This is a genomic window from Bacteroides sp. 51 (assembly GCF_010500965.1).
Lineage (GTDB): Bacteria > Bacteroidota > Bacteroidia > Bacteroidales > Bacteroidaceae > Bacteroides.
The window spans coordinates 35,785-61,726 of record NZ_QVMI01000010.1 but is presented as its reverse complement, the minus strand read 5'-3'; the positions used below and the strand labels follow the sequence as shown (position 1 = coordinate 61,726).

At 42.4% G+C, this 25,942-nt stretch carries 25 protein-coding genes and 5 tRNA genes; 10 read left to right on the top strand and 20 right to left on the bottom strand.

All coding sequences use genetic code 11. The annotated features are described in order from the left end of the window. Positions 1 to 11: 11 nt before the first annotated feature. From secE to rpsU, 10 genes are all read right to left on the bottom strand, one after another. Positions 12 to 203, bottom strand: coding sequence for a preprotein translocase subunit SecE (gene secE / locus D0T87_RS09845; RefSeq protein ID WP_163174954.1), 192 nt, complete (start codon positions 201 to 203; stop codon positions 12 to 14). Between the two features lie 14 nt (positions 204 to 217). After that, positions 218 to 290, bottom strand: a tRNA-Trp gene (locus tag D0T87_RS09840). Between the two features lie 47 nt (positions 291 to 337). Continuing rightward, positions 338 to 1,522 carry an elongation factor Tu gene (gene tuf, locus D0T87_RS09835; RefSeq protein ID WP_163174953.1) on the bottom strand — a complete coding sequence of 395 codons (1,185 nt, stop codon included), beginning with the start codon at positions 1,520 to 1,522 and terminating at the stop codon, positions 338 to 340. Positions 1,523 to 1,661: 139 nt separating this feature from the next. Further along, positions 1,662 to 1,733 (bottom strand) — tRNA-Thr (locus tag D0T87_RS09830). A gap of 11 nt (positions 1,734 to 1,744) precedes the next feature. Beyond that, positions 1,745 to 1,817: transfer RNA gene (locus D0T87_RS09825), tRNA-Gly, on the bottom strand. 93 nt (positions 1,818 to 1,910) lie between these two features. Then, positions 1,911 to 1,993, bottom strand: a tRNA-Tyr gene (locus tag D0T87_RS09820). Between the two features lie 96 nt (positions 1,994 to 2,089). Then, positions 2,090 to 2,163, bottom strand: a tRNA-Thr gene (locus tag D0T87_RS09815). A gap of 98 nt (positions 2,164 to 2,261) precedes the next feature. After that, on the bottom strand, positions 2,262 to 2,561 hold the full coding sequence (gene hpf / locus D0T87_RS09810) for a ribosome hibernation-promoting factor, HPF/YfiA family (RefSeq protein ID WP_163174952.1): 300 nt from the start codon (positions 2,559 to 2,561) through the stop codon (positions 2,262 to 2,264). A gap of 16 nt (positions 2,562 to 2,577) precedes the next feature. Further along, complete coding sequence (xerC, locus tag D0T87_RS09805; protein WP_163174951.1) at positions 2,578 to 3,462, bottom strand: tyrosine recombinase XerC; 885 nt, start codon at positions 3,460 to 3,462, stop codon at positions 2,578 to 2,580. A 75-nt stretch (positions 3,463 to 3,537) separates the two neighbouring features. After that, a complete protein-coding gene (gene rpsU / locus D0T87_RS09800) occupies positions 3,538 to 3,729 on the bottom strand; it encodes a 30S ribosomal protein S21 (RefSeq protein WP_163174950.1) in 192 nt (63 codons plus the stop codon). Between the two features lie 597 nt (positions 3,730 to 4,326). On the opposite strand from rpsU, the gene D0T87_RS09795 reads away from it, so the two are divergent. Then, positions 4,327 to 6,111 (top strand): aminopeptidase P family protein, encoded by a 1,785-nt coding sequence (locus tag D0T87_RS09795; protein WP_163174949.1) that lies wholly within the window; start codon positions 4,327 to 4,329, stop codon positions 6,109 to 6,111. A 21-nt stretch (positions 6,112 to 6,132) separates the two neighbouring features. Further along, positions 6,133 to 6,645, top strand: a complete 513-nt coding sequence (locus D0T87_RS09790; protein WP_163174948.1) for a gamma carbonic anhydrase family protein — start codon at positions 6,133 to 6,135, stop codon at positions 6,643 to 6,645. An 83-nt stretch (positions 6,646 to 6,728) separates the two neighbouring features. On the opposite strand, the gene D0T87_RS09785 is transcribed toward D0T87_RS09790, so the two are convergent. Further along, positions 6,729 to 7,964: a 3-deoxy-D-manno-octulosonic acid transferase gene (locus D0T87_RS09785; RefSeq protein ID WP_203558661.1), complete on the bottom strand. Its 1,236-nt coding sequence runs from the start codon at positions 7,962 to 7,964 to the stop codon at positions 6,729 to 6,731. Next, complete coding sequence (gene gltX, locus D0T87_RS09780; protein ID WP_163174947.1) at positions 7,964 to 9,481, bottom strand: glutamate--tRNA ligase; 1,518 nt, start codon at positions 9,479 to 9,481, stop codon at positions 7,964 to 7,966. Before gltX ends, D0T87_RS09785 begins: the two co-directional genes overlap by 1 nt. A 93-nt stretch (positions 9,482 to 9,574) precedes the next feature. Between gltX and D0T87_RS09775 the strand changes: the two genes are divergently transcribed. After that, positions 9,575 to 11,668 (top strand): HD family phosphohydrolase, encoded by a 2,094-nt coding sequence (locus D0T87_RS09775; protein WP_163174946.1) that lies wholly within the window; start codon positions 9,575 to 9,577, stop codon positions 11,666 to 11,668. Here D0T87_RS09775 and D0T87_RS09770 read toward each other — a convergent pair. The 3 genes from D0T87_RS09770 to D0T87_RS09760 all read right to left on the bottom strand — a co-directional run bounded on the left by D0T87_RS09770 (position 11,607) and on the right by D0T87_RS09760 (position 15,254). Further along, on the bottom strand, positions 11,607 to 12,077 hold the full coding sequence (locus tag D0T87_RS09770; RefSeq protein WP_163174945.1) for a low molecular weight protein-tyrosine-phosphatase: 471 nt from the start codon (positions 12,075 to 12,077) through the stop codon (positions 11,607 to 11,609). The two genes, D0T87_RS09775 and D0T87_RS09770, sit on opposite strands and share 62 nt — an antisense overlap. Positions 12,078 to 12,115: 38 nt before the next feature. Continuing rightward, a complete protein-coding gene (gene priA, locus D0T87_RS09765) occupies positions 12,116 to 14,575 on the bottom strand; it encodes a primosomal protein N' (protein WP_163174944.1) in 2,460 nt (819 codons plus the stop codon). Between the two features lie 85 nt (positions 14,576 to 14,660). Further along, positions 14,661 to 15,254 carry a porin family protein gene (locus D0T87_RS09760; RefSeq protein ID WP_163174943.1) on the bottom strand — a complete coding sequence of 198 codons (594 nt, stop codon included), beginning with the start codon at positions 15,252 to 15,254 and terminating at the stop codon, positions 14,661 to 14,663. 242 nt (positions 15,255 to 15,496) lie between these two features. Here D0T87_RS09760 and D0T87_RS24595 point away from each other — a divergent pair, with 242 nt between their 5' ends. After that, the gene (locus tag D0T87_RS24595) at positions 15,497 to 18,190 is read left to right on the top strand and encodes an ATP-binding protein (RefSeq protein ID WP_239063590.1); all 2,694 of its coding nucleotides are present in this window, start codon (positions 15,497 to 15,499) and stop codon (positions 18,188 to 18,190) included. 233 nt (positions 18,191 to 18,423) lie between these two features. Here the strand turns inward: D0T87_RS24595 and D0T87_RS09750 are convergent, their stop codons facing one another. The 3 genes from D0T87_RS09750 to D0T87_RS09740 form a co-directional block, all read right to left on the bottom strand. Continuing rightward, a complete protein-coding gene (locus D0T87_RS09750; RefSeq protein ID WP_002558131.1) occupies positions 18,424 to 18,645 on the bottom strand; it encodes a DUF2795 domain-containing protein in 222 nt (73 codons plus the stop codon). 71 nt (positions 18,646 to 18,716) lie between these two features. After that, complete coding sequence (locus D0T87_RS09745) at positions 18,717 to 19,280, bottom strand: cob(I)yrinic acid a,c-diamide adenosyltransferase (RefSeq protein WP_163174942.1); 564 nt, start codon at positions 19,278 to 19,280, stop codon at positions 18,717 to 18,719. A 31-nt stretch (positions 19,281 to 19,311) separates the two neighbouring features. Beyond that, a complete protein-coding gene (locus tag D0T87_RS09740) occupies positions 19,312 to 19,932 on the bottom strand; it encodes a hypothetical protein (protein WP_163174941.1) in 621 nt (206 codons plus the stop codon). 71 nt (positions 19,933 to 20,003) lie between these two features. Between D0T87_RS09740 and D0T87_RS25070 the strand changes: the two genes are divergently transcribed. Next, the gene (locus tag D0T87_RS25070; protein WP_370526833.1) at positions 20,004 to 20,240 is read left to right on the top strand and encodes a CapA family protein; all 237 of its coding nucleotides are present in this window, start codon (positions 20,004 to 20,006) and stop codon (positions 20,238 to 20,240) included. A 109-nt stretch (positions 20,241 to 20,349) separates the two neighbouring features. Here the strand turns inward: D0T87_RS25070 and D0T87_RS09730 are convergent, their stop codons facing one another. Further along, positions 20,350 to 21,027 carry an energy transducer TonB gene (locus D0T87_RS09730; protein ID WP_163174940.1) on the bottom strand — a complete coding sequence of 226 codons (678 nt, stop codon included), beginning with the start codon at positions 21,025 to 21,027 and terminating at the stop codon, positions 20,350 to 20,352. A gap of 363 nt (positions 21,028 to 21,390) precedes the next feature. On the opposite strand from D0T87_RS09730, the gene D0T87_RS09725 reads away from it, so the two are divergent. Next, positions 21,391 to 22,440 carry a winged helix DNA-binding domain-containing protein gene (locus tag D0T87_RS09725; RefSeq protein ID WP_163174939.1) on the top strand — a complete coding sequence of 350 codons (1,050 nt, stop codon included), beginning with the start codon at positions 21,391 to 21,393 and terminating at the stop codon, positions 22,438 to 22,440. A 162-nt stretch (positions 22,441 to 22,602) separates the two neighbouring features. Beyond that, complete coding sequence (locus tag D0T87_RS09720; RefSeq protein ID WP_163174938.1) at positions 22,603 to 22,893, top strand: hypothetical protein; 291 nt, start codon at positions 22,603 to 22,605, stop codon at positions 22,891 to 22,893. A gap of 9 nt (positions 22,894 to 22,902) precedes the next feature. On the opposite strand, the gene D0T87_RS09715 is transcribed toward D0T87_RS09720, so the two are convergent. Continuing rightward, positions 22,903 to 23,652 carry a DeoR/GlpR family DNA-binding transcription regulator gene (locus tag D0T87_RS09715; protein ID WP_163174937.1) on the bottom strand — a complete coding sequence of 250 codons (750 nt, stop codon included), beginning with the start codon at positions 23,650 to 23,652 and terminating at the stop codon, positions 22,903 to 22,905. A 225-nt stretch (positions 23,653 to 23,877) separates the two neighbouring features. Between D0T87_RS09715 and D0T87_RS09710 the strand changes: the two genes are divergently transcribed. The 3 genes from D0T87_RS09710 to D0T87_RS09700 all read left to right on the top strand — a co-directional run bounded on the left by D0T87_RS09710 (position 23,878) and on the right by D0T87_RS09700 (position 25,939). Next, the gene (locus D0T87_RS09710) at positions 23,878 to 24,390 is read left to right on the top strand and encodes a 5'(3')-deoxyribonucleotidase (RefSeq protein ID WP_163174936.1); all 513 of its coding nucleotides are present in this window, start codon (positions 23,878 to 23,880) and stop codon (positions 24,388 to 24,390) included. Between the two features lie 75 nt (positions 24,391 to 24,465). Continuing rightward, positions 24,466 to 25,104 carry an HD domain-containing protein gene (locus D0T87_RS09705; protein WP_370526832.1) on the top strand — a complete coding sequence of 213 codons (639 nt, stop codon included), beginning with the start codon at positions 24,466 to 24,468 and terminating at the stop codon, positions 25,102 to 25,104. A gap of 352 nt (positions 25,105 to 25,456) precedes the next feature. Beyond that, positions 25,457 to 25,939, top strand: a complete 483-nt coding sequence (locus D0T87_RS09700; RefSeq protein WP_163174935.1) for a signal peptidase II — start codon at positions 25,457 to 25,459, stop codon at positions 25,937 to 25,939. Positions 25,940 to 25,942 lie beyond the last annotated feature (3 nt).

Below are 25,942 nucleotides of genomic sequence, written 5' to 3'. Positions count from 1 at the left end.
TTCGTTTCTTTTTAATGTGGATAGATTAGTTTTTCCATGAATGTCTGGAAACAGAAGTCCATCGCGAACACTACCAATGCAATAATTAGGGAAGCATATAAAACTACTACTGCACTGTTAGTTAGTTCAGAATACGTAGGCCACGATACTTTATGAACAAGTTCGTTGTAAGATTCTTTAATGTAATTCGTTATCTTTTTCATTTCGATAATATTAGCACGGGAGGAGAGGCTCGAACTCCCGACACCTGGTTTTGGAGACCAGTGCTCTACCAACTGAGCTACTCCCGTAGAAATTCAGTTCTCATTACTGCTGCAATGAGAACTGAATATATTTATTAAAGGATTTCTGTAATCTGACCAGCACCTACTGTACGACCACCTTCGCGGATAGCGAAACGAAGACCTACGTTCAATGCAACTGGGTAGATCAAATCTACTGTGATAGTTACGTTATCACCTGGCATTACCATTTCAGTTCCTTCTGGAAGAGTGATCTCACCAGTTACGTCCAATGTACGGATGTAGAACTGAGGACGGTATTTGTTGTGGAATGGAGTGTGACGTCCACCTTCTTCTTTTTTCAGGATATACACCTCAGCTTTGAATTGGCTATGAGGAGTGATCTGTCCTGGGTGACAGATAACCATACCACGTTTGATTTCGTTTTTGTCGATACCACGAAGCAACAAACCTACGTTGTCACCAGCTTCACCTGTATCAAGAAGTTTACGGAACATTTCAACACCGGTTACTACTGATTTCTTAGCTTCAGAACCAAGACCGATGATTTGAACTTCGTCACCTACTTTAACGATACCAGCTTCGATACGACCAGTTGCTACAGTACCACGACCTGTGATTGAGAATACGTCTTCAACTGGCATCAAGAATGGTTTATCAACGTCACGTGGAGGCAATGGAATCCAAGTATCAACTGCATCCATAAGTTCCATGATTTTTTCTTCCCATTTGTCAACGCCGTTCAATCCACCAAGAGCAGAACCTTGGATAACTGGAGTGTTGTCACCGTCGAAGTCATAGAATGAAAGAAGTTCTCTCATTTCCATTTCTACAAGTTCCAACATTTCTTCGTCGTCAACCATATCACATTTGTTCATGAAAACAACCAATTTAGGTACGTTTACCTGACGAGCCAAAAGGATGTGTTCACGTGTTTGAGGCATAGGACCATCAGTTGCAGCAACTACAATGATAGCACCGTCCATCTGAGCAGCACCAGTTACCATGTTCTTAACGTAGTCGGCGTGACCCGGACAGTCTACGTGAGCATAGTGACGATTAGCTGTTTCGTATTCTACGTGTGAAGTATTGATAGTAATACCTCTTTCTTTTTCTTCAGGAGCATTGTCGATTGAATCGAAAGAACGCAACTCTGAAAGACCTTTCTTCGCCAACACTGTTGTGATAGCAGCAGTTAATGTGGTTTTACCGTGGTCAACGTGACCAATAGTACCGATATTAACATGCGGTTTGGAACGATTAAATTTCTCTTTAGCCATAGCTTTACTTTATTTATTATGATTAATAATCAGCTTCTTTTTTAAGTTGTGAGTTATGAGTTGTGAGTTTTAAGTTCTTCCATGCGGCATATCGGCATCGCACTCATAACTCATTACTCCAGACTCAAAACTTTTCCTGAGCTGTTACCGGGATTTGAACCCGGGACCTCTTCCTTACCAAGGAAGTGCTCTACCACTGAGCTATAACAGCAAAATAAAAAGAGCGGAAGACGGGGCTCAAACCCGCGACCCTCAGCTTGGAAGGCTAATGCTCTATCAACTGAGCTACTTCCGCAATTTGACTGAGAACTTTAAAAGTGGGGGAAAGTCGGCGGTTAAGCAAACATTCTTCGTTCTTTTCTGTTCTCTAATCAGAGCTGTTCACTCGTGGGTAGTGATGGATTCGAACCACCGAAGTCGAAAGACAGCAGATTTACAGTCTGCCCCATTTGGCCACTCTGGTAACTACCCTTTTTAAGTAGATAGTAGTTAGAAGCTAGAATTCAAGTTTATACATTAAAAAGAATTCCTTACTACTAGATTCTATATTCTAGCTACTTATTCTTGAGCCTCTTGTCGGATTCGAACCAACGACCCCGAGATTACAAATCACGTGCTCTGGCCAACTGAGCTAAAGAGGCGTATATTCAAAAAAATGCAACCGTTACGTTCTAATGCGAGCGAAACGGCTGCAAATTTAGTTATTTATTTCTTTTCCGCAAAATATTTGCTTTTATTTTTATTTGTTTCTCACCTTTTCCTTGTGCTTCATCATTTGCTTCTCTAAAGCCTCTACACAAAGGTCTACAGCTTCTTCGAATGAATCGCAGATTTTATTGGCATAGAAATCGTAATTCGGAACGTTTACCTTAATTCCAGCCTCTTTATTGTCGGCTACTTCGGGCTTCACTACTTTCAGTACTACTTCTACGGATTTTATATCGTCATAAAACTTTTCCAGTTTCGCTACTCTCTTCTGAACAAAAGCCTGCAAACGTTCTGCAGCATCAAAATGAATTGATTGAATTCTAATTTCCATACTTACCTCCTTTTTTTTAAGCTCTTGGATGAGCTTGTTTATACACTTTTTTTAGTTCTTCAAAAGTGGTATGCGTATAAATCTCCGTAGTAGCGAGGCTACTATGACCAAGCAGTTCTTTTACTGCGCCAAGCTCGGCTTCGTGGTTGAGCATGGTTGTTGCAAAAGTATGCCTCAGCACATGGGGACCTCTCTTCTTTTGCGTTACCACCTTTGAAAGGTTCCGTTTCACGATATTATAGACTAGACTTTTGTAGAGCCGCCCGCCATCTTCTTTTACAAAGAATGCATCGGATGTTCTCGGGGTCTGTTCGTTTCTTATATTAACATATTCGAGCATCGTTTGTTTCAGCTCATCGCCAAAAGGTATCAACCGTTGCTTATTTCTTTTCCCTGTGACTTTAAGTTGGGAGGAGGACATATCGACATCGCCATCGTTCAAACCAATCAGTTCCGACAATCGCACGCCTGTGGCATAAAATGTCTCAATGATTAACCGGTCGCGACATCCCACAAATCCTTCGCCAAAATCGGTTTCATCCAGTAGCCTATCCATTTCATTCTCTTTTACGAATGCCGGAAGCGGTTTCTTTTTCTTCGGACCTGTTATTTTCCGTAACGGGTCTTTAGCTACTTCACCACGTTTCAAGAGATATTTATAGAACGAGCGCAGGGAACTCAATTTGCGGTTTACGGAACTTGCGGCGCACCCTCCGTCCATGAGCGAGATGATCCATTCGCGAATCATTTCCGCCGTCACGTCGGCAGGTACAAACTCTTCACTACCCCCTTCTTGAAGAAAATTCCGGAACTGAGCGATATCCCTGCCATATTCTACTATGGTCTTATCAGAATAGTTCCGCTCGAACCGGAGATAATCAAGAAAAGATTCTGTTAACATAATACCGTTACATCTATAATTCTATGCAACGAATGTATGAAAAAGAATTTAATAAATCAAAGTATTTTGGATTTATTAATCCTCTACTTGCTGTAGTTGTTGAACGTAAACGGCACGTTCCATTTTCAATCTTTTCACTACAGACGGTTTGTCAAACTGTTGTCTGCGTCTAAGTTCTTTGATGGTGCCTGTTTTCTCGAATTTTCTTTTAAATTTCTTCAGCGCTTTTTCAATGTTTTCGCCTTCTTTTACTGGTACTACGATCATTTTGCTTTTTTGATTAAATTATTTATATTTTTTAATTTCGTACACTTTTAGCGGGGCAAAATTACACATACTTTCGCAATCTTCCAAATTTAGCTAGTTTTTTTTGCGGCAAGGTGCCGCTGCCAAGTTATGCTATATAGCTCAGCGGCTCTGAGAAAGTACTTCGCGGCTCCTGAGAAAGTTTCTCAGAGTGGATGAGAAAGTTTCTCAGGGCGGCTGAGAAGGTTTCTCGAAACGGAGGGGTTTGAGGCGCCAACAATATCTGCTGTTACTACTACTGTAGTAGCAGTAGTAGTTTTATTTCATTTAATCTAGTTTTATTTAGTTTAGTCTTATTTAATGCACCGACGATGACGGTGAATGGGCCGTTTTACTTTTTGCCTATATTGTCAACTGTTTAGCATCAGAAATCGAATTTAAACTTCTATTTTCAAACATCTTGAATATTTTAAACGTTAAATATCCTAACCGGAAAAAGAGGAAAAGTTTAATCTTTGTTTTGATTCGTTTTACCATCAGTTTTCAATCACTTTGCAATCTTTTGCCTACATTTGTATCCACAGTTACTCAGGAAATAAATTAATTCCATGATATATTATGAAGCAAATTATTCAAAACCGGATACAGGCATTGCGGAAAGTTCTGAAAGAAAAAGGGCTGAGTGCGTTTATTATTCCCAGTACGGACCCACATGTAAGTGAATACGTAGCTCCCCACTGGCAATCGCGTGTGTGGATTTCGGGCTTCACCGGATCGGCCGGAACGGTGGTCGTAACGCTTGAGAAGGCTGGGCTGTGGACCGATTCGCGGTATTTCATACAAGCTGCCGATCAGCTTGCCGGCACGGAGATTGAATTATATAAAGAAATGTTGCCCGAAACTCCAAGCATACCGGCTTTCTTGTGCAATGAACTAGCCAAAGGAAGTAAAGTTGGAGTGGATGGAAAGGTTTATGCAACAACGGCAGCCGAAGGTCTGCAAAAAGAATTAGCCGTTAGTGGCATTGAACTCATCACGAACATTGACCCGATAGCCCGAATATGGGCAGACCGACCAGCCATACCGCAGAATCCACCATATATTTATGACGAAAAGTATGCTGGTAAATCTACCGTCGAGAAACTCAGGGAGATCCGCATAGAGTTGGCCAAAAAGAACTGTGAAGCTATACTGATATCTGCTTTGGACGAAATTGCATGGACGCTGAATCTGCGCGGAAGTGACGTAAAATGCAATCCGGTAGTGATAGGCTACTTACTGATTACACAGCAGCACGCGATTTTCTTTATTGCTCCGGAGAAAGTAACCGGCGAAATTGAAACCTATCTGAAGTCGCAGGGGGTTGAAGCAAGGAATTACAGTGATATCGAAGATTATCTATCGCAGTCCGGCGCTTCACCTATTCTATTGAATCCGCTGCAAACAAACTTCACGGTTTATTCATCCGTCAACCCCGAAGTCGAGATTATCCGCAACAGTTCGCCGGTAGCTTTATTGAAGGCCGTCCGGAACGAGCAAGAGATTAAAGGAGTGCACAACGCGATGAAGAAAGACGGCGTTGCGTTGGTCAGGTTCTTAAGGTGGCTGGAAGAGGCTGTTCCCTCGGGCAAAGAGACGGAGTTGAGTGTAGACGAGAAGTTGCACGGCTTCCGGGCAGAACAAGACCTTTATGTCGGAGAGAGCTTTGACACCATTGCCGGATACAAGGAGCATGGGGCCATTGTACATTATTCGGCAACCCCCGAAAGCAGCAGCACCCTGCAACCCAAAGGTTTCTTATTGCTGGATTCGGGAGCGCAATACCTCGATGGGACAACAGATATCACCCGCACCATTGCCTTGGGAGAACTTACGGAAGAAGAAAAAACGGACTATACCCTTGTCTTGAAAGGACATATCGCGTTGGCTATGGCCAAATTCCCGGCAGGAACACGGGGAGCACAATTAGACGCCCTTGCCCGCATACCGCTTTGGAAATATGGAATGAACTTTCTTCATGGCACAGGACATGGGGTCGGCCACTTCCTGAATGTGCACGAAGGTCCGCAAAGCATTCGTATGAACGAAAATCCGGTTGTATTGCAAGCAGGTATGCTTACATCCAATGAACCGGGAGTCTACAAAGCCGGAAGTCATGGGATACGCATTGAAAATCTGATCCTTGCAGTCAAAGCAGGCGAAGGCATGTATGGCGATTATCTTCAATTCGAAACGGTTACCCTTTGCCCTATCTGTAAGAAGGGAATTATAAAGGAGCTATTAACTACGGATGAAGTCGATTGGCTAAACACATACCACCAAAAAGTATATGATCTTCTTTCTGAGCATCTTAACGAAGAAGAGAGGGCATGGCTCAAGGAAGCAACAACTCCAAACTCGTAACTCATAACTCAAAACTCAAATATGGCACTTATAAAATCAGTAAGAGGGTTTACCCCTAAAATAGGAGACAACTGTTTTCTGGCAGAGAACGCAACAATAATCGGAGATGTAGTGATGGGCAACGACTGTAGCATCTGGTACAACACGGTGCTAAGAGGCGACGTCAACTCCATACGCATAGGCAATGGCGTAAATATACAAGATGGCAGCGTGCTCCATACGCTCTATCAGAAATCGACCGTAGAGATTGGCGACCATGTATCCGTTGGTCATAACGTGACGATACACGGGGCACACATCAAGGATTACGCTTTGATCGGGATGGGTTCAACTCTGCTCGACCATGCCGTTATCGGCGAGGGAGCAATCGTAGCCGCCGGATCGCTCGTATTAAGTAATACCATTATTGAGCCCGGAAGCATCTGGGGAGGGGTTCCCGCAAAGTTTATAAAGAAAGTTGACCCTGAGCAATCGAAGGAGTTAAACCAAAAGATTGCACACAATTACCTGATGTATTCGGATTGGTACAAGTAAGTACAGAGTGAAGACACCGTAGGGGCGGTTCGCGAACCGCCCGAAAATGACTTCCTGTGTATTGGGCGGTTCGCGAACCGCCCCTACAAGTTGATCTTACTCAAGATTTTATCTGTTGCACCGGCATTGTCCGTTACATAATGCCCGGCACTGTTACCGGTTTCGCGCAGAAACTCTTTATCACCAATCAGTTTATCCAGAAGCGTGTTCAGCTCTTCGCCATTTTTGATAGAGAATGCCCCTTTAGCATCAATCAACTGAATAGCCTCCATGAACTTCTGGTATTTCGGTCCAAAGATAACAGGTATACCATAAACAGCCGCCTCCAGCGTATTGTGAATGCCCACGCCAAAGCCACCGCCAATATACGCAATCTCGCCATACCGATAAATAGAAGAAAGTAAGCCAAAGCAGTCAATTATCAGACAGTCTACCCTTTCCACCTTCTTTTCATTGGCTCTACTATAACGCACATAAGGACGTTTCAGCTTATCGATGATCTCCACCAGGTGATTTTCGTCTATCACATGCGGAGCGATAATCAGCTTCATCTCCGGATGCGTATTGAAATATTCAATGAACAAATCTTCATCCGGCCCCCATGAGCTACCGGCAACCAACGTAAATGAGCCTCCCTTAAAGCGTTCTACCAATGGCAGGTCTTTTGCTTCATTCCGTATCTCCAACACACGGTCAAAACGCGTATCCCCTACTACCGAAACCTTGGTTACATCAATTTTAGACAGGAAACGTTTGGAAGCCTCATTCTGAACGAACAAATGGTCGAAGTCTTTCAACACATCGCGATACCTTCCGCCATACCACTTAAAGAACACCTGGTCTTTACGGAAAATGGAAGATACACTATAAACCGGTATACGACGTTTATTCAGTTCATTTATATAGTTTTTCCAGAACTCATATTTTATGAAGAAAGCCATGCACGGCCTTGCCAGATCGAGGAACTTCTTCACATTCCGGGGCTTATCGAAAGGTAGGTAACAGATAATATCCGCTCCGCGATAGTTCTTACGCACCTCATAGCCCGAAGGCGAAAAGAACGTAAGCAGAATCTTATATCCCGGATGCTCCGCCCTGATACGCTCCATCAACGGACGCCCCTGCTCGAACTCCCCCAACGAAGCCGCATGAAACCAAATGTAGTTTGCATCCTTCTCGCGCTGCTGGCGAATCAGGCGATAAACCACCCAGTGCCCCTTCATCATTTTCCGGGGTTTACGACTAAAAGGAGCCATAACATGCACCCCAAAGTCATACAAACCAATACCGATATTATATAAGATATCTCCTATGGTCATTATCCAAGCACTTCTACGGCACACATAATACGAGCCAATGTTTCCTCCTTGCCCAGAACCCAGGAAATGTCAAACATGTGTGGACCTTTTCCTTCGCCAACCAATGCCAAACGGAAAGCATTCATAATATTTCCCGTATGATATTCCTTAGCAGCGATCCAGTCCATCACAACTTTTTCCTGTTCCTGAGGACTGAAATCTGAGATACCGCTCAGCACCTCTGCCAATTCCAGCATACACTTGGCCGAATCTTCTTTCCAACGTTTCTTTACCGTCTTTTCATCATACTTCGCAGGTGCAACAAAGAAGAAACTTGAAGCATCCCACAGCTCTTTCACGAAATTAACACGTTCTTTGGTCAATCCAACAACTGCCACCACCTTATCCATAGGGGCAGTCACTCCATGCTCCGCCAAAACAGGTACAAACATTTCGGCAATCTCTTCATTCGATTTCGCCTGGATATACTGATGATTGAACCAAATACCTTTTTTATAATCAAATTTAGCTCCCGACTTGCTACAACGGGCAAGGTCGAACAACTTAATCATTTCATCCATCGACATGATTTCCTGATCGTTACCCGGATTCCACCCCAACAATGCCAGGAAATTCAATACCGCCTCGGGCAAATAACCCGCCTCACGATATCCTGAGGACACTTCCTCCGTTTTTGGGTCTGTCCATTGCAATGGAAATACCGGGAATCCTAAACGATCACCATCACGTTTACTCAATTTACCATTACCCTCCGGCTTCAACAACAAAGGCAGATGAGCAAATACCGGCATCGTATCTTCCCAACCGAAAGCGCGGTACAACAATACATGCAATGGAGCCGAAGGCAACCATTCCTCACCACGAATCACATGCGATACCTCCATCAAGTGGTCGTCCACGATATTTGCCAAATGGTATGTAGGCAGCTCGTCTGCCGATTTAAAGAGCACCTTATCGTCCAGAACAGAAGAATTGATCACCACATCGCCACGGATCAAATCGTCGACATGCACATCTTCATTGGGTTCTATTTTGAAACGAACTACATATTGTTTTCCTTCCGCAATTAATGCAGCTACTTCTTCCTTAGACAACGTCAAGGAGTTACGCATCTGCATACGGGTCGATGCATCGTACTGGAAATTCGCTATTTCATTGCGTTTAGCATCCAGTTCCTCCGGAGTATCAAAAGCAATATATGCCTTGCCATTATCCAACAGTACTTGTACGTACTTCTTGTATATTTCACGTCTCTCCGACTGTCTGTACGGACCATGCTCTCCCCCAAAAGTTACCCCCTCGTCAAACTTGATATTCAACCAGTTGAACGATTCCAGAATATACTCTTCGGCACCTGGTACAAAACGTTGAGAATCGGTATCTTCAAGCCGGAATATAAAATCGCCACCATGCTGGCGGGCAAACAGATAGTTATATAATGCGGTGCGAACGCCACCGATATGCAATGCCCCCGTAGGACTTGGAGCAAAGCGAACCCTTACTTTTCTTTCAGACATAACGAAGTTAATATAGGTAAATCGCGCAAAATTAACCCTTTTTTTCCGATACTATCGTTTTTTTTCGTACTTTTCGAGAAAAAATAAAAGTTTATGTCGCGTTTCAAGATAAGAAAAGACCTGCCTTACAAAGAAATTATATTTAAGTCGCTCATATTTATTGCCATTGTAGCCCTTATTGTATACTTTCTACCTCGTGATGGCAAATTCAATTATCAATTCAGCATTGATAAGCCCTGGAAGTACGGGCAATTGATGGCTACATTCGACTTTCCCATATATAAAGATGATGCTGTCGTAAAAAACGAGCAGGATAGTATCCTGACAAACTTTCAACCTTACTATATATTAAACAACGAGGTCGAAAAGGAAAGTGTTGCCAAACTCAGGGCAAATTATAACACTTCGCTCCGGGAAATTCTTCCATCGACCGATTATATACGCTACATCGAACGGACCCTACGCGAGGTCTATCTGTCGGGAGTTGTTTCTGTGGAAGACCTGAACAGGCTACACCAGGACAGTACGGCATCCATCATGGTTATTGAAGAGAAAGAAGCCAATCCGCGTATGACCGACGGTATCTTCACCATCAAAGAAGCATACGAGTATATACTTTCGGCCAATTCGGAGTATAAGAAAGAAATCCTTCAGCAATGTTCGCTCAATGAGTACATCAACCCCAATCTGACCTACGACCAGGCACGCAGTGAAATGGCAAAGGCCGACTTAATCGACAATTATTCGTATGCTGTCGGTATGGTACAGAGCGGACAAAAGATCGTTGACCGCGGCGAAATCATTGATGCAAAAACCTACCAGATACTCGAATCTCTTCGCAAAGAATCTGTTAAGCGAAGCGAATCTAAAATACAGATGCGACTGATACTGATTGGACAAGTGGGCTTTATCGGGGTGTTTATTCTTTGCCTGATGATATACCTGCAATTGTTCCGTATAGACTACTTCGATCATATCCGTAGTTTGTCGTTACTTTTTGTTCTGATTGTACTTTATAGTATCATTACAGCATTAATGGTCAGCAACAATTTATTTAGTGTTTACGTCATTCCGTATGCGATGTTGCCCATCATCATCCGTATATTCCTTGATTCGCGTACGGCATTTATTGCGCATGTTGTCACTATATTTATCTGCTCCATTATTCTGCGCTTTCCATATGAGTTCATTATGTTGCAGATTCCGGCAGGGCTGGTAGCCATATTCAGTTTGCGTGAGTTATCGCAGCGCTCTCAACTTTTCCGCAGCGCTCTCCTGGTTCTGCTGACCTATGCTGTTGTGTATTTCTCATACGAACTCATCACAGAAAACGACTTAACCAAGCTGAATCCCAGCATGTACAGATACTTTGCCATCAATGGTGTTTCACTGCTGTTTACTTATCCGTTGTTATTCGTGTTAGAGAAGATGTTTGGTTTCACATCTAATGTAACACTGGTAGAGCTGTCGAATATAAACAACCCACTGCTGCGCCGTATGTCGGAAACGGCCCCTGGCACATTCCAGCATTCCATGCAAGTGGCCAATCTTGCCGCCGAAGCAGCCATACGGATTGGAGCCAAAAGCCAGCTTGTACGTACAGGAGCACTGTATCATGATATTGGAAAAATGGAAAATCCGGCATTCTTTACCGAGAACCAGTTAGGAGGCGTTAACCCTCACAAGAAATTAGGCTACGAAGAGAGCGCCCAGATCGTTATCGACCATGTACGGAACGGGCTGAAACTGGCCGATAAAAATAATCTGCCGCAAGCGATCAAAGACTTTATCAGTACCCATCACGGCCTTGGCAAGACGAGATATTTCTATATTTCCTGGAAGAACGAACATCCGGGCGAAGAACCCGATGAGGAATTATTCACTTATCCGGGGCCTAACCCTTTCAGTAAGGAAACAGCTATCCTTATGATGGCCGATGCAGTAGAAGCCGCTTCGCGGAGCTTACCGGAATATACGGAAGAAAGCATCAGCGGGTTGGTCGACAAGATTATTGATTCGCAGGTATCCGAGGGGTATTTCAAGAACTGCCCGATCACTTTCCAGGATATCGCAACGGTAAAAGAGGTATTCAAGAATAAACTGATGACAAGTTATCACACCCGCGTCAGCTATCCTGAGTTAAAGCCTCCAACAAACCGGAACAGGCGTCTTCAAGCAAGTCAATAACATGCTCAAAACCTGAGGAACCGCCATAATACGGGTCAGGAACGTGATCTGCCGGGATACGTGTATTATATTCCGTCATCCGGTGTATCTTCCGGAGTGCCTCTGTTGAGGGAGCGCGCTCTTGCAGGTCTGCGATGTTCTGATCGTCCATACCGATAATCAGGTCGAAGTCATAAAAGTCTTCGGTTCGTACCCGGCGGGAATGATGGGTCAGGTTGTATCCACGTTGCGAAGCATGGGCACGCATACGCGAATCCGGCAAATCTCCCTGATGGTAACCCGATGTTCCGGCCGAATCTATCACAAACTCTTTTTCCAGTCCGGCTTCTTCTACCAAACGACGCATCACACCTTCTGCCATCGGTGAGCGGCAGATGTTTCCTAAACAAACAAATAATATTTTTTTCATACTTATTACTTATCTTTTCCTTTTTATCAATAATTCTATTACATAGGATCAACATCATAATAAACAATCAACGATTTAAATCGTTCATCCATCAACATTTCGCGTTGGACTTGCCTCAACAAATCGCGGGCACGATTCATCGGTGCGTTGACCTCCACCTTTACAATAATCTTTTTGATATATAGTAATTGCACACGGGCAACCGGCGGATCGGCAGGTCCCCACACCCGGCTTCCAAACACTGCACGAAGTTTCTCGGCCATCACCCGGGCCATTTGCTCTAGCAATGCGGCATTCTTATTCTTTAGATAGACATAAACCAGCCGATAGTAAGGTGGATAATGGAACATTTGCCGTTCGGCCAACTGGTTCATCACCATCTCTTCATAGTTATTCTTTATTACCTGATCAATGATCGGATGGTCTATGCTTTTGGTCTGAAGGATAACTTTACCCCTTTTATTCTTTCTTCCGGCACGCCCGGCTACCTGAGCCATAAGTTGGAAAGCGCGTTCGTAAGCCCGGAAGTCGGGGTAATTCATCATTGTATCTGCATTCAGGATACCCACTACGCTTACATGGTCAAAATCTAATCCTTTCGATACCATTTGTGTACCGATCAGGATATCTGTTTTCGCTTGTTCAAAATCGGAGATTATTTTTTCATAAGCCGAACGGGTACGGGTCGTATCTAAGTCCATCCGGGCGACACGCGCCTCGGGGAAAATCAGTTTAATATCATCTTCAATCTTCTCCGTACCAAAGCCACGGTTTATCATTTCAATGCCTTCACATGCCGGGCATGAGCGTGGCAATGGAATGGTATAGCCGCAGTAATGGCAAGTCAGTTGGTTAATTTTTTTATGGTAAGTGAGGCTCACATCGCAGTTCTTGCATTTGGGCACCCAACCACAAGTACGGCACTCGATCATAGGTGCAAAGCCCCGCCTGTTTTGAAACAGGATTACTTGTTCCTTTTTATCAAGTGCATCTTTTATCTCACCCAATAAAAGGCGGGAGAATTGTCCTGTCATACGCTTCTTACGGGCAAGTTCTTTTATATCTACAGGAACGATTTCGGGTAGCTGGATTTCCTTGTAGCGTTCTTTTAGTTCCACCAAGCCATACTTGCCTGTGGTTGCATTGTAGTAGGTTTCGATAGAAGGGGTTGCTGTTCCTAATAAGACCTTGGCACCATACAATGAGGCCAGTACAATAGCCGCATTACGGGCATGATAGCGAGGTGCGGGGTCTTGCTGCTTATAGGTGTTTTCATGCTCCTCATCTACTATGATCAAGCCTAAGTCTCTAAAAGGCAGGAAGATGGACGAACGCACACCAAGGATAATATCATATCCTTTTTCGGTGAGTTGCTTCTGCCAGATCTCCACCCGCTCGGCATCTGGAAACTTTGAATGATATATGCCTAAACGGGAACCAAATACTCGTTTCAAACGCTCGGTGATTTGGGTGGTTAACGCAATCTCGGGCAATAGATAGAGCACCTGCTTTCCTTGCCGGATGGCCTCGGCAATTAAATGTATATATATCTCAGTTTTTCCGCTGGAAGTTACGCCATGCAGTAGACAAACATTCTTTTCCTGCAACTGTTCCACAACCTTGTCATGTGCCTGTTGCTGAAAGTCATTCAGCGGATTGAGTTCGACTGTCTCAATCTCTTGCCGCTTCAATCGCCCTACTTCATGGTGGTATACTTCAAATATTCCTTTCTCAACCAGTCCGTTAAATACGGCAGGCGACGCACCGGAACGTTGCAATAGTTCATTTTTGGCAACTTCTTTCAGCGCCTTAGTGCCCATAAAACCGGATAGTTCTATGTACTTCATTAACAGGGCCAACTGTTTCGGAGCACGCTCCAATTCATCGAAAAGACTTTTAATTCTTTCTTCGGTAGCAACCGGCTCTGCTAATCGTACACGTGCTTCTGTCTTGGGTTTATATGTTTTCCGGAGTTCTTCTTTAACGAAAATGGCTTCTTTATCGAGTAGTGCTTTCACTACGTTCAAGATATTTTTTATCTTGCTGGCCTTTTCCAGGTAGGTGACGGATTGCTCGGGTTCCCCGGCAAGCAAATCGAGAATGAGTTGTTCTTTATCTGTCAATCGTTCATCTGCCTCAAAGTCCGGATTATATTCTACGATTGTTTCACTCTCGATCTTCATACCCGATGGCAAAGCGGCTTTATATACATCGCCCTGTGTACAGAGGTAGTAATCGGCCAACCATTTCCAAAAGGTGAATTGCTTAGGCAATAAAATGGGAGATGGATCAAGTATAGTCGTGACCTCTTTTACCTCATAATCGGTTGGTGCATTACTGTGAATGCTGTGTACAATAGCCGTATAATATTTTTTCCGGCCAAAAGGAACCACAACCCTGCAGCCAGGCTCTATCTCTTCTACAATATCCTCGGGAAGCGAATAGGTAAAGGTTCGCGGCAAAGGTAAAGGCAGTATGACATCAACGTATTTTCTCATTGCAGGTACAAACTTATAAAAAAGAAACGGGTTAGCACACTTTTACTTGTGCTAACCCGTTATATTTTGTAGTGTTTATACTATCTTAAAAGAAGTAAGCAGCAGAAACTTGCCAAACTTTACTTTTATAAGAGTTCTTAGCACCAGTTACAGTATCCTTAAACGTCAATTCCCCCGTTTTACCTACAGGAATCTGATAGTTTACACCCACTTGAAGATGCTTAAGAAGCTTCACACCTGCTCCTAGATTAATACCCAACTGAGATTTCTTAATATCCCATGATGTATTATCATCTATCTTTATATCATCTTTAAAGCTAAAGAAGAAACTCGGACCAGCAGCAACATAAACCGAAGCAAGACTACCTAGCCCAATATTGTATTTCAGGTTTATAGGTAGTTCAATTCCATTTTCCTTTTCTGTTTCGCCATCAGCTTTAATCCCTCTTTGAGAGAACATCAAAGCACCATCTAGCCCCAAGCCTGCAAGAGGAATAGTTACATCAACCATCGGGCCAATGAAAAAACCTGTAAAATTACTTGTTTTGAAATCCGATTTATCAAAATCGGCCTTAGCCAAGTTTAAACCACCTTTAACCCCAAATTTAATTTGTGCTTGAGCAGGCATGGCCATAGCCACAGCTACAACGACCATTAAAACGCCAATAATTTTTTTCATAATTTAGTTATATTTTAAATTTACAGAGGACAAAGATATGTAATTCATCATTAAAAGAACAAAACGACACTACATTTTGTTGCCCGCACAAAGATTTAAAGTGTACAAAGACATATTTTTCTTTTATAAATGCAACTATTTCAGCCAATATATAAAGATGTTTCCATTTTTTTCCATACATTTGGCGAGCAGCAAAAACATTCAAAAACAACTTAGTACACTCATATATAGAGACTTCATTTATGATTGTTTACATTCCAGGTCTTAAGGAGACTTTAAGAAGGGGACTGATATTTATCGTTTTTTCCCTCCTGACGGCATTTTCATTTTCCGTATATGCAGATCAATCCATTCCCTCCAATTACATATTGGTTATAAACTCTTCTAACTTCCGTGTAGAATGGACATATAAATTATATAAAGAAATAGACGATGCTTTTCCTAAAAAAGGAGATCTGGCCGTATATTCCGAGACTTTATCTATATGGAATATTCCCGACCAGGCAACTATTGAGGAGAGAATAGAGAATCTACGACAAAAATACCCGTTACCGCCTAAAGTGGTGGTCATCATTGGCGATTTGGGTTGGTACTTCTGTCGTCCACTATTTGACACCAACTGGAAGGAAGTACCTACGATCATCTGTCATGCCAAAGAACATCAAGCAACAGATATACCCGAGATATATAGAACTGGTCTTCCGGAGAACGCCCAAACCGGAATCTCTCCAGTTTTGTTGGATGGATATAACATTACGTCTATACAAATCCCGTTTCTCATGCAGGAATCTATTGAGCTTATGCAGCACTTCCTGCCTAAGATGAAGAAACTGGTTTTTATTTCTGACGACCGGTTTATCTGCAAAATGGCCAGAAAAGAAATTACCCAGGTGTGTGAGGAGCTTTTTCCAAGTATAGAGTTAGCACTGCTTACGTTTCCGGAAATCAACACCGAATCTCTGCTTAAGTCATTAAGCGAATACGGGCAGGAAACAGGAATACTCTATTATTCATGGACAAATATAACAGGCCCCGAGAACGACAGTAACTACTATCCGCACGAACAGATATACAGTTTAGTTGCCGATATTGCCGCCACCCCAATCTTTACATTATCCGATCAATATACTGTGACCGGAGATTTTGCTGGTGGGATCTATATTCCTTTTAGCGAAGTTGCAAAAACAACTCTGCAAACCATTCAAGATATTCTGAGTGGCGAGAATGCGTCTGATATTCCATCGCAGAACGCAGGCACAGGAAAAATCCACCTCAATCACCGCAATTTACAAAAGCACGGATTGACTACTGCAGGCCTGCCCAAGGAAGTGATCTACTACGAAAAGCAACCATCGCTTTGGGAAAAGTTTTCTTATCCTATCACCATCAGCATAGGAGCACTTATCCTGATTATTCTATTTCTGATTATGCGCCAACGGATTAAACGATTGGAGTCGGCACAAAAGGAAAAAGAGAAAGAAATTGCTTCCAGACACGAAACCCTTATTCGTAACATGCCCATTATCTACTTCCAGAAACAACTAATAAGAAATAGTCAAGGGGCTGTTCAGGAGATTATCGTCCGCGATGTGAACCCGGCTTTTGAGAATTACTTCGGGATAAAAAAGCGTAATATTATAGATAAACGCTTTGATGGGGTGCTAAAAAAATATCCGATCCTCAATTTCATAGATAAGAATAATGTCAACATTAACCTATCGGTGGTTATTCCTAATAAAGAGGGACAGGTGAGGTATTTCGACAAAATGGTGTTTCAGGCTTCCGAGAATGACTACATTGATGTATTTTGTATTGACAAAACAGATGCACATAAGCTATTCCTGAATGCAGAAGAGCACCTCCACTCTTTGGAATCTATATTAGACAATCTTCCGATTGCTGCCAAGGTGAAAGATGTGGAGAATGAGATGAGGTATGTGTTCTGGAACAAGAAATCGGCCGAATTATTCGAATACCCGGCTAAAGGCGCTGTTGGTAAAACCGATTTTGAGGTGATGCCCGACGTAGCCGAGCAAATCAGAGATGAAGATATCGAACTTGTACAGACCGGAATCCCCCAGGTAGGCACACGCCATTTCTATACGAAGAAAGGCGAAGAGAAATTCACATACCAGAACAACAACTACGTCAACTTGTCTGATGGCAGAAAATGGATCATTTTCACCGCCTGGGATATCACCGACATGAAACTCATGGAGCGCGAGCTACGACGCGCCAAAGAACAAGCAGAAGAGTCGAACCGTCTGAAATCGGCTTTCCTGGCCAACATGAGCCATGAGATACGTACACCGCTAAACGCCATTGTAGGATTCTCGAGTATTTTGGCGCAGGAAGTCAGCGAGGAAGAAAAAGTAGAATACCTTAGCATCATTGAGCATAACAACAATTTGTTACTGCAATTAATCAGTGACATCCTCGATATCGCCAAGATCGAAGCCGGAACGTTAGAGTATGTTTACAGCGAGGTAGATATGAACAGGATCTTAACTGAAATAGAACAGACCTCGCGATTAAAGCTCAAAGAAGGAAGCAAAGTCGAAATTATCTCTGAGTTGGCATTACCCGACTTGCAATTATACACCGAACAAACCCGGGTCATGCAGGTCATTACCAACTTTATTAATAATGCAATCAAATTCACCGAAGAAGGCAGTATCCGTTTCGGATATCATATACCGGAAGATGGGTATATCTATTTCTATGTAACGGATACGGGAACAGGAATCCCAGCCGATAAGCAGGAAAAGATTTTTAACCGTTTCATCAAGCTCGACACCTTCGAACAAGGCACAGGACTGGGGCTTTCTATCAGCAAAAGCATTGTCGAAACATTGGGTGGTGATATAGGTGTAGAATCGGAAGAAAGAAAAGGTTCGACTTTCTGGTTCACTTTGCCGTATAGGACAAAGAAGTAAATCGACACCTGAAATTTCCTGTTAAACACGCTGGCTGGCTACGTTAACACGTCAACTCTGGGGCTTAACGCCACGAGTGCTGGTGTTTAACACGAAGGGTAGCCGCGTTACAGTAGAAAGTTGACGTGTTAACGTAGCCAGCCAGCGTGTTTAACAGGAAACCGGCAAGAAATAAAATGCCCGTAGACGCATGAAAACGTCTACGGGCATTTGTTATTTCGCTTTACCGCAAATCAGTACTCCTCTTCGTTAAAGAAAAAGTCTTCTTTGCTTGGATAATCTGGCCAGATATCTTCGATGCTTTCATAAATCTCTCCTTCATCTTCCATTTCCTGAAGATTCTCAATCACTTCAAGAGGTGCACCCGATCTCATGGCATAATCAATAAGTTCATCCTTAGTTGCAGGCCAAGGGGCATCTTCTAATTTCGACGCTAATTCCAGAGTCCAATACATAGTTCTAAGTATTTTAAAGTGTGAATAATATTTCTATTTCTTATTTTTCGGCAAAAGTATAATAAAATTTATCACTTACAAGTATTATTCCAAAATATTTCGCCTGTTTCTTCTACTATATTTATTCTACGCGATAAAACAAACAAATAATCCGATAAACGGTTCATATAAGATAATACCTCCGGAGATATTTTATATTCTTCGGCTAACGTCAATATACGCCTTTCTGCCCTACGACAAACGGTACGGCAAACATGGCAAACGCCTGCCCCTCTATTTCCTCCGGGAATAACAAATGTACGCAAAGGGGGTAAAGCCTCATCAATCAGGTCAATCTCCTGCTCAAGTTCGGCGATATGCGTGGCGGTGATAACACTAGCCTCGCGCAGTTCCATTTTATCCTGATCAGTAGCCAGGTGCGAACCAATCGTAAAAAGTCTATTTTGCACTTTCAGTACGGTGGTTTTATCTCTCTCATCTGTCAGATAAGTGACCAACAGCCCCAACTGGGCATTCAACTCATCGACAGTCCCATAAGCTTCCAGGCGAACATGTGTTTTCGCTACCCGCGTACCACCAACCAAAGCAGTAGTGCCCTTATCGCCCGTTTTTGTGTATACAAGACTTTTTTTCATGGCATTTATGTTTCAATAACACTATAACGATCTAAAAGTTGATGATATAGTGTTGTTTTATTTTTGAATGATCGAAAAAGAGAATCCCAAGGTCATACAAGTCAAACGTAATCCCCACACGTTCATCTACAACGACCCGCTTCCAAAAGGTTTTCATATCAGCAGAATGATATATTCCCCGTATAACCATCATCGACCGGCTTGTTGTTTTACCTACTCCATACTCGTAAAGATTTTCAACCAGTGCGATGTTTTCAGGATGATCAATATACAAAAAATCAACCTGCTGCATGGACGAAAGGTCGGCTATATTTTCCGAGGCCAGTGGAATATATCCGGCCGACCGTTTTCCAGCCTGCAAATAATAAGAAGTAATTCCCTGCTTCCCGGCATCAATTATCGTTCCGGGTTGCACCCTGTTGACGAGGCGAAACAGCAAACGATTCACTTTCTTCGAATGACTGCTTTCTCTTTTTACGCTTCCGGCCTGACTTACATGAGCGCTATTCTCAATTTCTCCATACGCATAATAGGCCGCCTTTTCATAGATCACATTCGTGATAAAATCGAATGCGAAAGGAGAATGCACACCATATCCGCAACGATATCTGAATCGTTTCAGCCAAATCCGGATTTGCTTTAGGTTACGCATTTATCAGTCAACATTTTGTTATCGAGCGCAAAGATAATTTTTTAAAGCAATTATCCAAGTATAAAAAATCATTGCAATCACTATATTTGCCAAAAAGTGCTGCATATCGCTTGATCAATGCGGGTGCAGACATTCTCATTGGCCACCATCCCCATGTTCTTCAGGAAGAAGAGATATATAAGGATAAACCGATATTTATAGTCTGGGTAACTTCATTTTTGACCAAAGCAAACCCGGGACTACCCAGTCTGCAATCATACAGGCAACATTTAATACGAAAGGCTTTGCGTGCAAGAAGTACCAGGTAGAGATAGAAACATGCAAACCTGTTATACAAGGTGAGACAACACTTAATTAAAAAGGAGATGCCCTCCTTATCAAAGAGCACCTCCCCATTCCCCTTTTATTTACTTCGTTTTATTGTAATTTAAAGATTACTGGTACGGTGTATTTTACACGTACAGGTTTACGGTTTTGCATTCCGGGACTCCACTTAGGCATCAGATTGATTACCCGCAGAGCTTCTTTATCTAAGTGAGGATCAATACCCTTCACAACTTCAGCATTCGTGATGGTACCATCTTTATCTACCACAAACTGCACAATTACCCGTCCTTGAGAACCTATTTCCTGAGATAGAGTCGGATACTTGATGTGCTTTGCCAGAAATGCATTCAAAGCCTTCCCTCCACCGGGGAATGATGGCATAACCTCGGCAAAAACAACAATCTCAGTTTCATCAGGGATAATCTCTTCCACTTCAGGCTTAATGTAGATTGGTGTAACAGCCTCACCTACATTCTCACTCGTCATGACTGTGCCTTCCGGTTCGGGCGAGGTGTCGTCTACAATTACAATTTCTTCCATGCGTTGCGCAGCTGGAGGAGGTGGTAAGGGTTTCTCAGGAACAGTTATCGGAATCAAGTCCGCAGTATAGACCAGATCTTTCACCGCCATGCTGGTGTCAATCTGTTTATCATATTGCGCCCACTCAAATGCAACGAACATAAAGGTAAGTACCGCAATAAATCCCATTAGCAACCAAGTGCCTCTATGGCTCTCGATGTCGGCTCGTTTAGTTTTCTTTACTTCCATGATAATTAGTTTAAGTAATGAATAATAAGGGAACTATTATATTTTTTAGTTAAACTCGTACATGTGCTTACCTTATGTAACTCAATATAGAATTTTATATAACAAGTTGTTTCTTTCCGTATGATTCTTTAAGGATTCACTGTCGTATTTTTCTTTTTTTTCGTTTTGACACTAAAACAAGTTAAATAATTAACTTAAAATTGTCAGCATTTAAACACATTATATTAACATTTATCCCACACGGACTTACGGTTATTTGCAGATTTCTTTAGAATAAAGTAAAAAAGCAATTCTGATTAAAAACAAGTTGTCTTATTTTTAATAGATTTGCATACCTATATATAATATAAAAGCAGGTTACCTATGATTACAAACATTCGGGTTTTAAGCCAACAGCTATCCGCCTCTCAATTCGACCAACCCAAAGATCTGGTTAAATGGATGGGTGCTATGCAGGCACAGGAGTATACCATGGCGAAATGGGCGATAGGCGCCCGGTTAAAATCAAGTTCCCTGCAACAAGTGGAGGAAGCACTCGAACGGGGCGAGATTATACGTACCCACGTTATGCGCCCCACATGGCATTTCGTTCCGGCAGAAGACCTGCGATGGATGCTACAGCTATCCGGTGAGCGGGTTAAAAAAGCCTACGACTCGTATGCCAAAAGATTTGGGATACCCGAAAGCACACATACTAAGTGCGGTAAGATATTCGAGAAAATATTAAGGGATAATAACCACCTGACCAAACTAGAAATCGGCGAAGAACTAATTCGTGCCGGAGTACTCGACGATCCTAACACCGCACATTACTTCATCAACCGGGCGGAAGCTACGGGACAAGTTTGCAGTGGAAGAGAGAAAAATAAAAAGTTTACCTATGCTTTGATTGACGAACGAATTGCCCCTACAAAAGAACTGCATAAAGAGGAAGCGCTTGCCGAACTTGCCCGGCGCTACTTCCGCAGCCACTCCCCTGCCAGTCTTCAGGATTTCCTCTGGTGGTCGGGGCTGACTATCACCGAAACACGAAAAGCCATCAATCTGATTAGTGACGAGTTGAATAAAGACCGGTTTGCTTCGCAGGAACTTTTCATTCATCAATCCTGGGTGGAATACAAGCCATGTGATGATGTGTTGCACTTTCTTCCACCATTTGATGAATACCTCATTAGTTATAAGGATCGGAGTGCCGTATTAGATCCTAAACACTATCCAAAAGCTTTTAATAATTTTGGCACTTTCTATCCGGTAATTCTACATAATGGAAAGATTATTGGCAACTGGGAAAGAGTGACAAAGAAAGGAGGCGTGAGCATCGAAACAACCTTCTTTGAAAAGAAAACAAAGGTGGAGAAAGAATTGCTTAAAGAGGCGGAAAAGAAATACTTAAGTTACTTATCAAATAAGTAACTAAAAGTATCATCAACCGACTTTACCGGCTACCCTATCTAAAAGCGGACTGTACGCCAATCATGTGCGTTAAAAATAGTATCCGAAACAAATAATTCCGGTTATTTTTCTATATCTTTATCATATCCCTGAAAGAGATATTTAACTTTAAAATTAGGAATTATGAGTTACGGAGGACATGCTCTTGATATGATCAAGCGATTAAAAGAAGGTCGGGAAGCACTCAACCGCCGCCGCGAAAAAGCCACAATCAAAGGCAGGAAGGCTCATATCGGTACGGGCAACACTCCCAAGAATCTGACTGCTGAAGAGTTTGACCGAATAAATAAAGCACTAAAGAAACGCGAACAGGAACAACAAGATTATTTCAATCGAATGACTATCATATTATCGCTTGCTGTAGTTGGCATAGCCATAGTAATATGTATAGTCGTTGAAACTCTAATTTTCTAGGCTGAGGGATTACATTACTATATAGGAATGCCGGGGCCAGTGCTCCTTTATATACTCTACTTTACTTTCATCCGTTATCAGATAATCAATATCGCCCAGAGAACCAACACAATATGACTCTGCGGTATTTAGTTTATAACTCTCCGCCAATACAATTCGTTTTTGTGCACGTTGCACCATCAGGCGCTTAATCAAAGCCTCTTCTCTATCGGGTGCAGTAAGTCCTTGCTGAGGATGAACACTACAAACTCCTAAGACCAACCAATCGGGTCTGATAAATTGCAAAGCCTGAAAGACAGAAACTCCTATCGTAACTTGCGAGGAAGGAAAAACCGTACCACCCAGAAAAATCAACTCTAATTTAGGATGGTGCATCAAAACATTAACTATCGGGAAGCTATTGGTATAGACTATCAATTCCATATCCATAGGAATCTGGCGAGCCACTTCAAGATTGGACGTACCTCCATCAATCAGCAAAACATCACCTGCCCGAAATAAAGAAACAACTTTGGTAGCCAACTGCTGCTTTTCTGCAATTCCGGTATGCAGCCGATCGGTAAATTCTAAAGGAATACCCGACCTGGCTATAGCGCCACCATGTACCTTAGTCAACAAGCCTTTTTCATCGAGTTCAATCAAATCGCGACGCAATGTATCATCCGACACACTCAACTCTGTACTTAGTGTTGTTATATAAACCCGATAGTTCTGATTTATCCGGTTTAAGATATACTGATGTCTCTCTTCCTTTAGCATAATACCGCAGATTTAAAGTTGCAAATTCACGCAAATTTAATTATATTCCAATGCTAAAACAAAGAAAAATGAGGGTTTTGTTTGATTTTGCGGTTTTCGATCAAATAAAAAGTTGCAAGAATAAGTATCCCGCAAGACGCCATAAAACTCCGCACATCATTTTTCTTCAGTAAAAACCCTTATTGGTGAAGAAAGGCATTTTGAACTCTTAAAAATACAAAAAAAATGAAGCATCAAATTTTAGTAGACATGGACGGCGTTCTTGCCGATGTTTATGCCCAGTACATCGCATTGGAATATGCCGAGTCGGGAATCAAACTCATTCAGAAGGAATTGAACGGGATAAGAGAAGAAGAGCTCCCCGCATTCAGAAAACATGTTCAGAAACCGGGCTTCTTCAGAACAGTGCCATTGATGCCCGACAGTATTGAGGGACTCCGGTACCTGAATAATAAATACAGTGTCTTGATTGTATCATCCGCTACAGAGTTTCCGAATAGCCTGATCGAAAAGCAACAATGGCTGAATGAATATTTTCCATTCATCAGTTGGAAACAAATGATTTTCTGTGGACGTAAGGATAGTATAAAAGGAAGTATTATGATTGACGATCATCCTAAAAATCTCGGAGTATTCAGCGGAAAGAAAATCATTTTCACCCAACCGCATAATACATGCCTAAGAGACAATTCTTACCACAGAGTTTCTGGTTGGAAAGACATTATGGAAATATTATGATAGTCGAAAATCTTTTTTGGAGATTCCGAATGAAAGGCATACCTTTGGCACGATTTTCAAGCAAAAACACATCATATGACAATGCCTATAAGCGGAATCCCCGAAACTCTTTCAGCATACATTGAAGGCAATATCATTCCACAATATGCAGCTTTTGACAAAGCGCACCAGGTTGACCATGCACAAAAAGTAATTGAAGAGAGCTTGAAGTTAGCTGCATATTATGATGTAAATTACATGATGGTCTACACGATAGCCGCTTATCACGACTTAGGTTTATGTGAGGGGCGCGAGTTCCACCACTTGGTTTCCGGCAGGATCTTATTGGCTGACAAAGAATTACCCCATTGGTTTTCTGTAGAAGAAATGCAAATCATGAAAGAAGCTATTGAGGACCACCGGGCTTCTAATGCACAACCTCCAAGAAGTATTTACGGAAAAATCGTGGCAGAAGCAGACCGTATCATCGATCCGCAAATAACCCTTCGTCGAACCGTACAATACGGACTATCGAACTATCCGGAAATGGATAAAGAACAACAATACGACCGGTTTCTGAGTCATCTCACCAAGAAATACGCTGAAGGTGGATATCTGAGGCTTTGGATTCCCGAATCGGACAATGCTAAACGGCTGACCGAACTTCGGCAGTTAATCGCAGATAAGGAGATACTTCGCATGGTATTTGATAAGATATACTTAGAAGAGAAGTAACGCCCTGATTGTTATAAAAAGGAGGTTGTAGTGTACAGGAAGATGCAAAGCTTACACTCCACATACAAATCTCATACAGGGTGGACGAAAGGAGTCAAGTCTTAAATCGAACTTAACATCAAATCAGTCAACCCAGTTCAGTTTACGACATGAGAAAGTTCCTTATCCGTTTCGAGAAAGTTTCTCATCTGCCTTGAGAAACTTTCTCATACTGAAAGAGAAACTTTCTCTTTAGCCAAATGAAACTATCTTTGAAGCAGCCTGCAGAGCAAAAAGTGTTGGTAATTACACAAATATACAGATTTCCCTGTGTAAACTTTGATTAGTTGGAAATAATCAATTATTTAGCACCATGAAAACAAAAAACCTAATCTGGTGGGTACTTGCTTTGGCCAGCCTTGATGTATTGATCAAGGTAATCATCGACGCCTACTTCCTTGACACACGGTTCACCATCATTCCGGGCTTATTTGAATTTAAGCCCACATTCAATAACATAGCCCCCTACTTCCTTCAGCTGTTAGGGCAACAGGTTGATCATATCTCACACATCACGCTTGTTTGCGTAATTGCACTAGCCGCCTGTTATATTTATAAACGGGCACTCAAAAAAGCAAGCAACCCCAAATGGCTGAATATAGCCTTTGCCCTGATCTTTGCCGCCATCCTGAGTTCCCTCACCGCCCAACTTATATATAAAGGTATATTAGACTATATTTATTTAAAGCCCCTGTTTGTGTTCGATCTGAAGGACATTTACGTCAACTGCGGCACGATCATATTTCTGTTTTATATCTATAACAGAGATAAAAACATCGAAACCACATCAAGCTAAAGA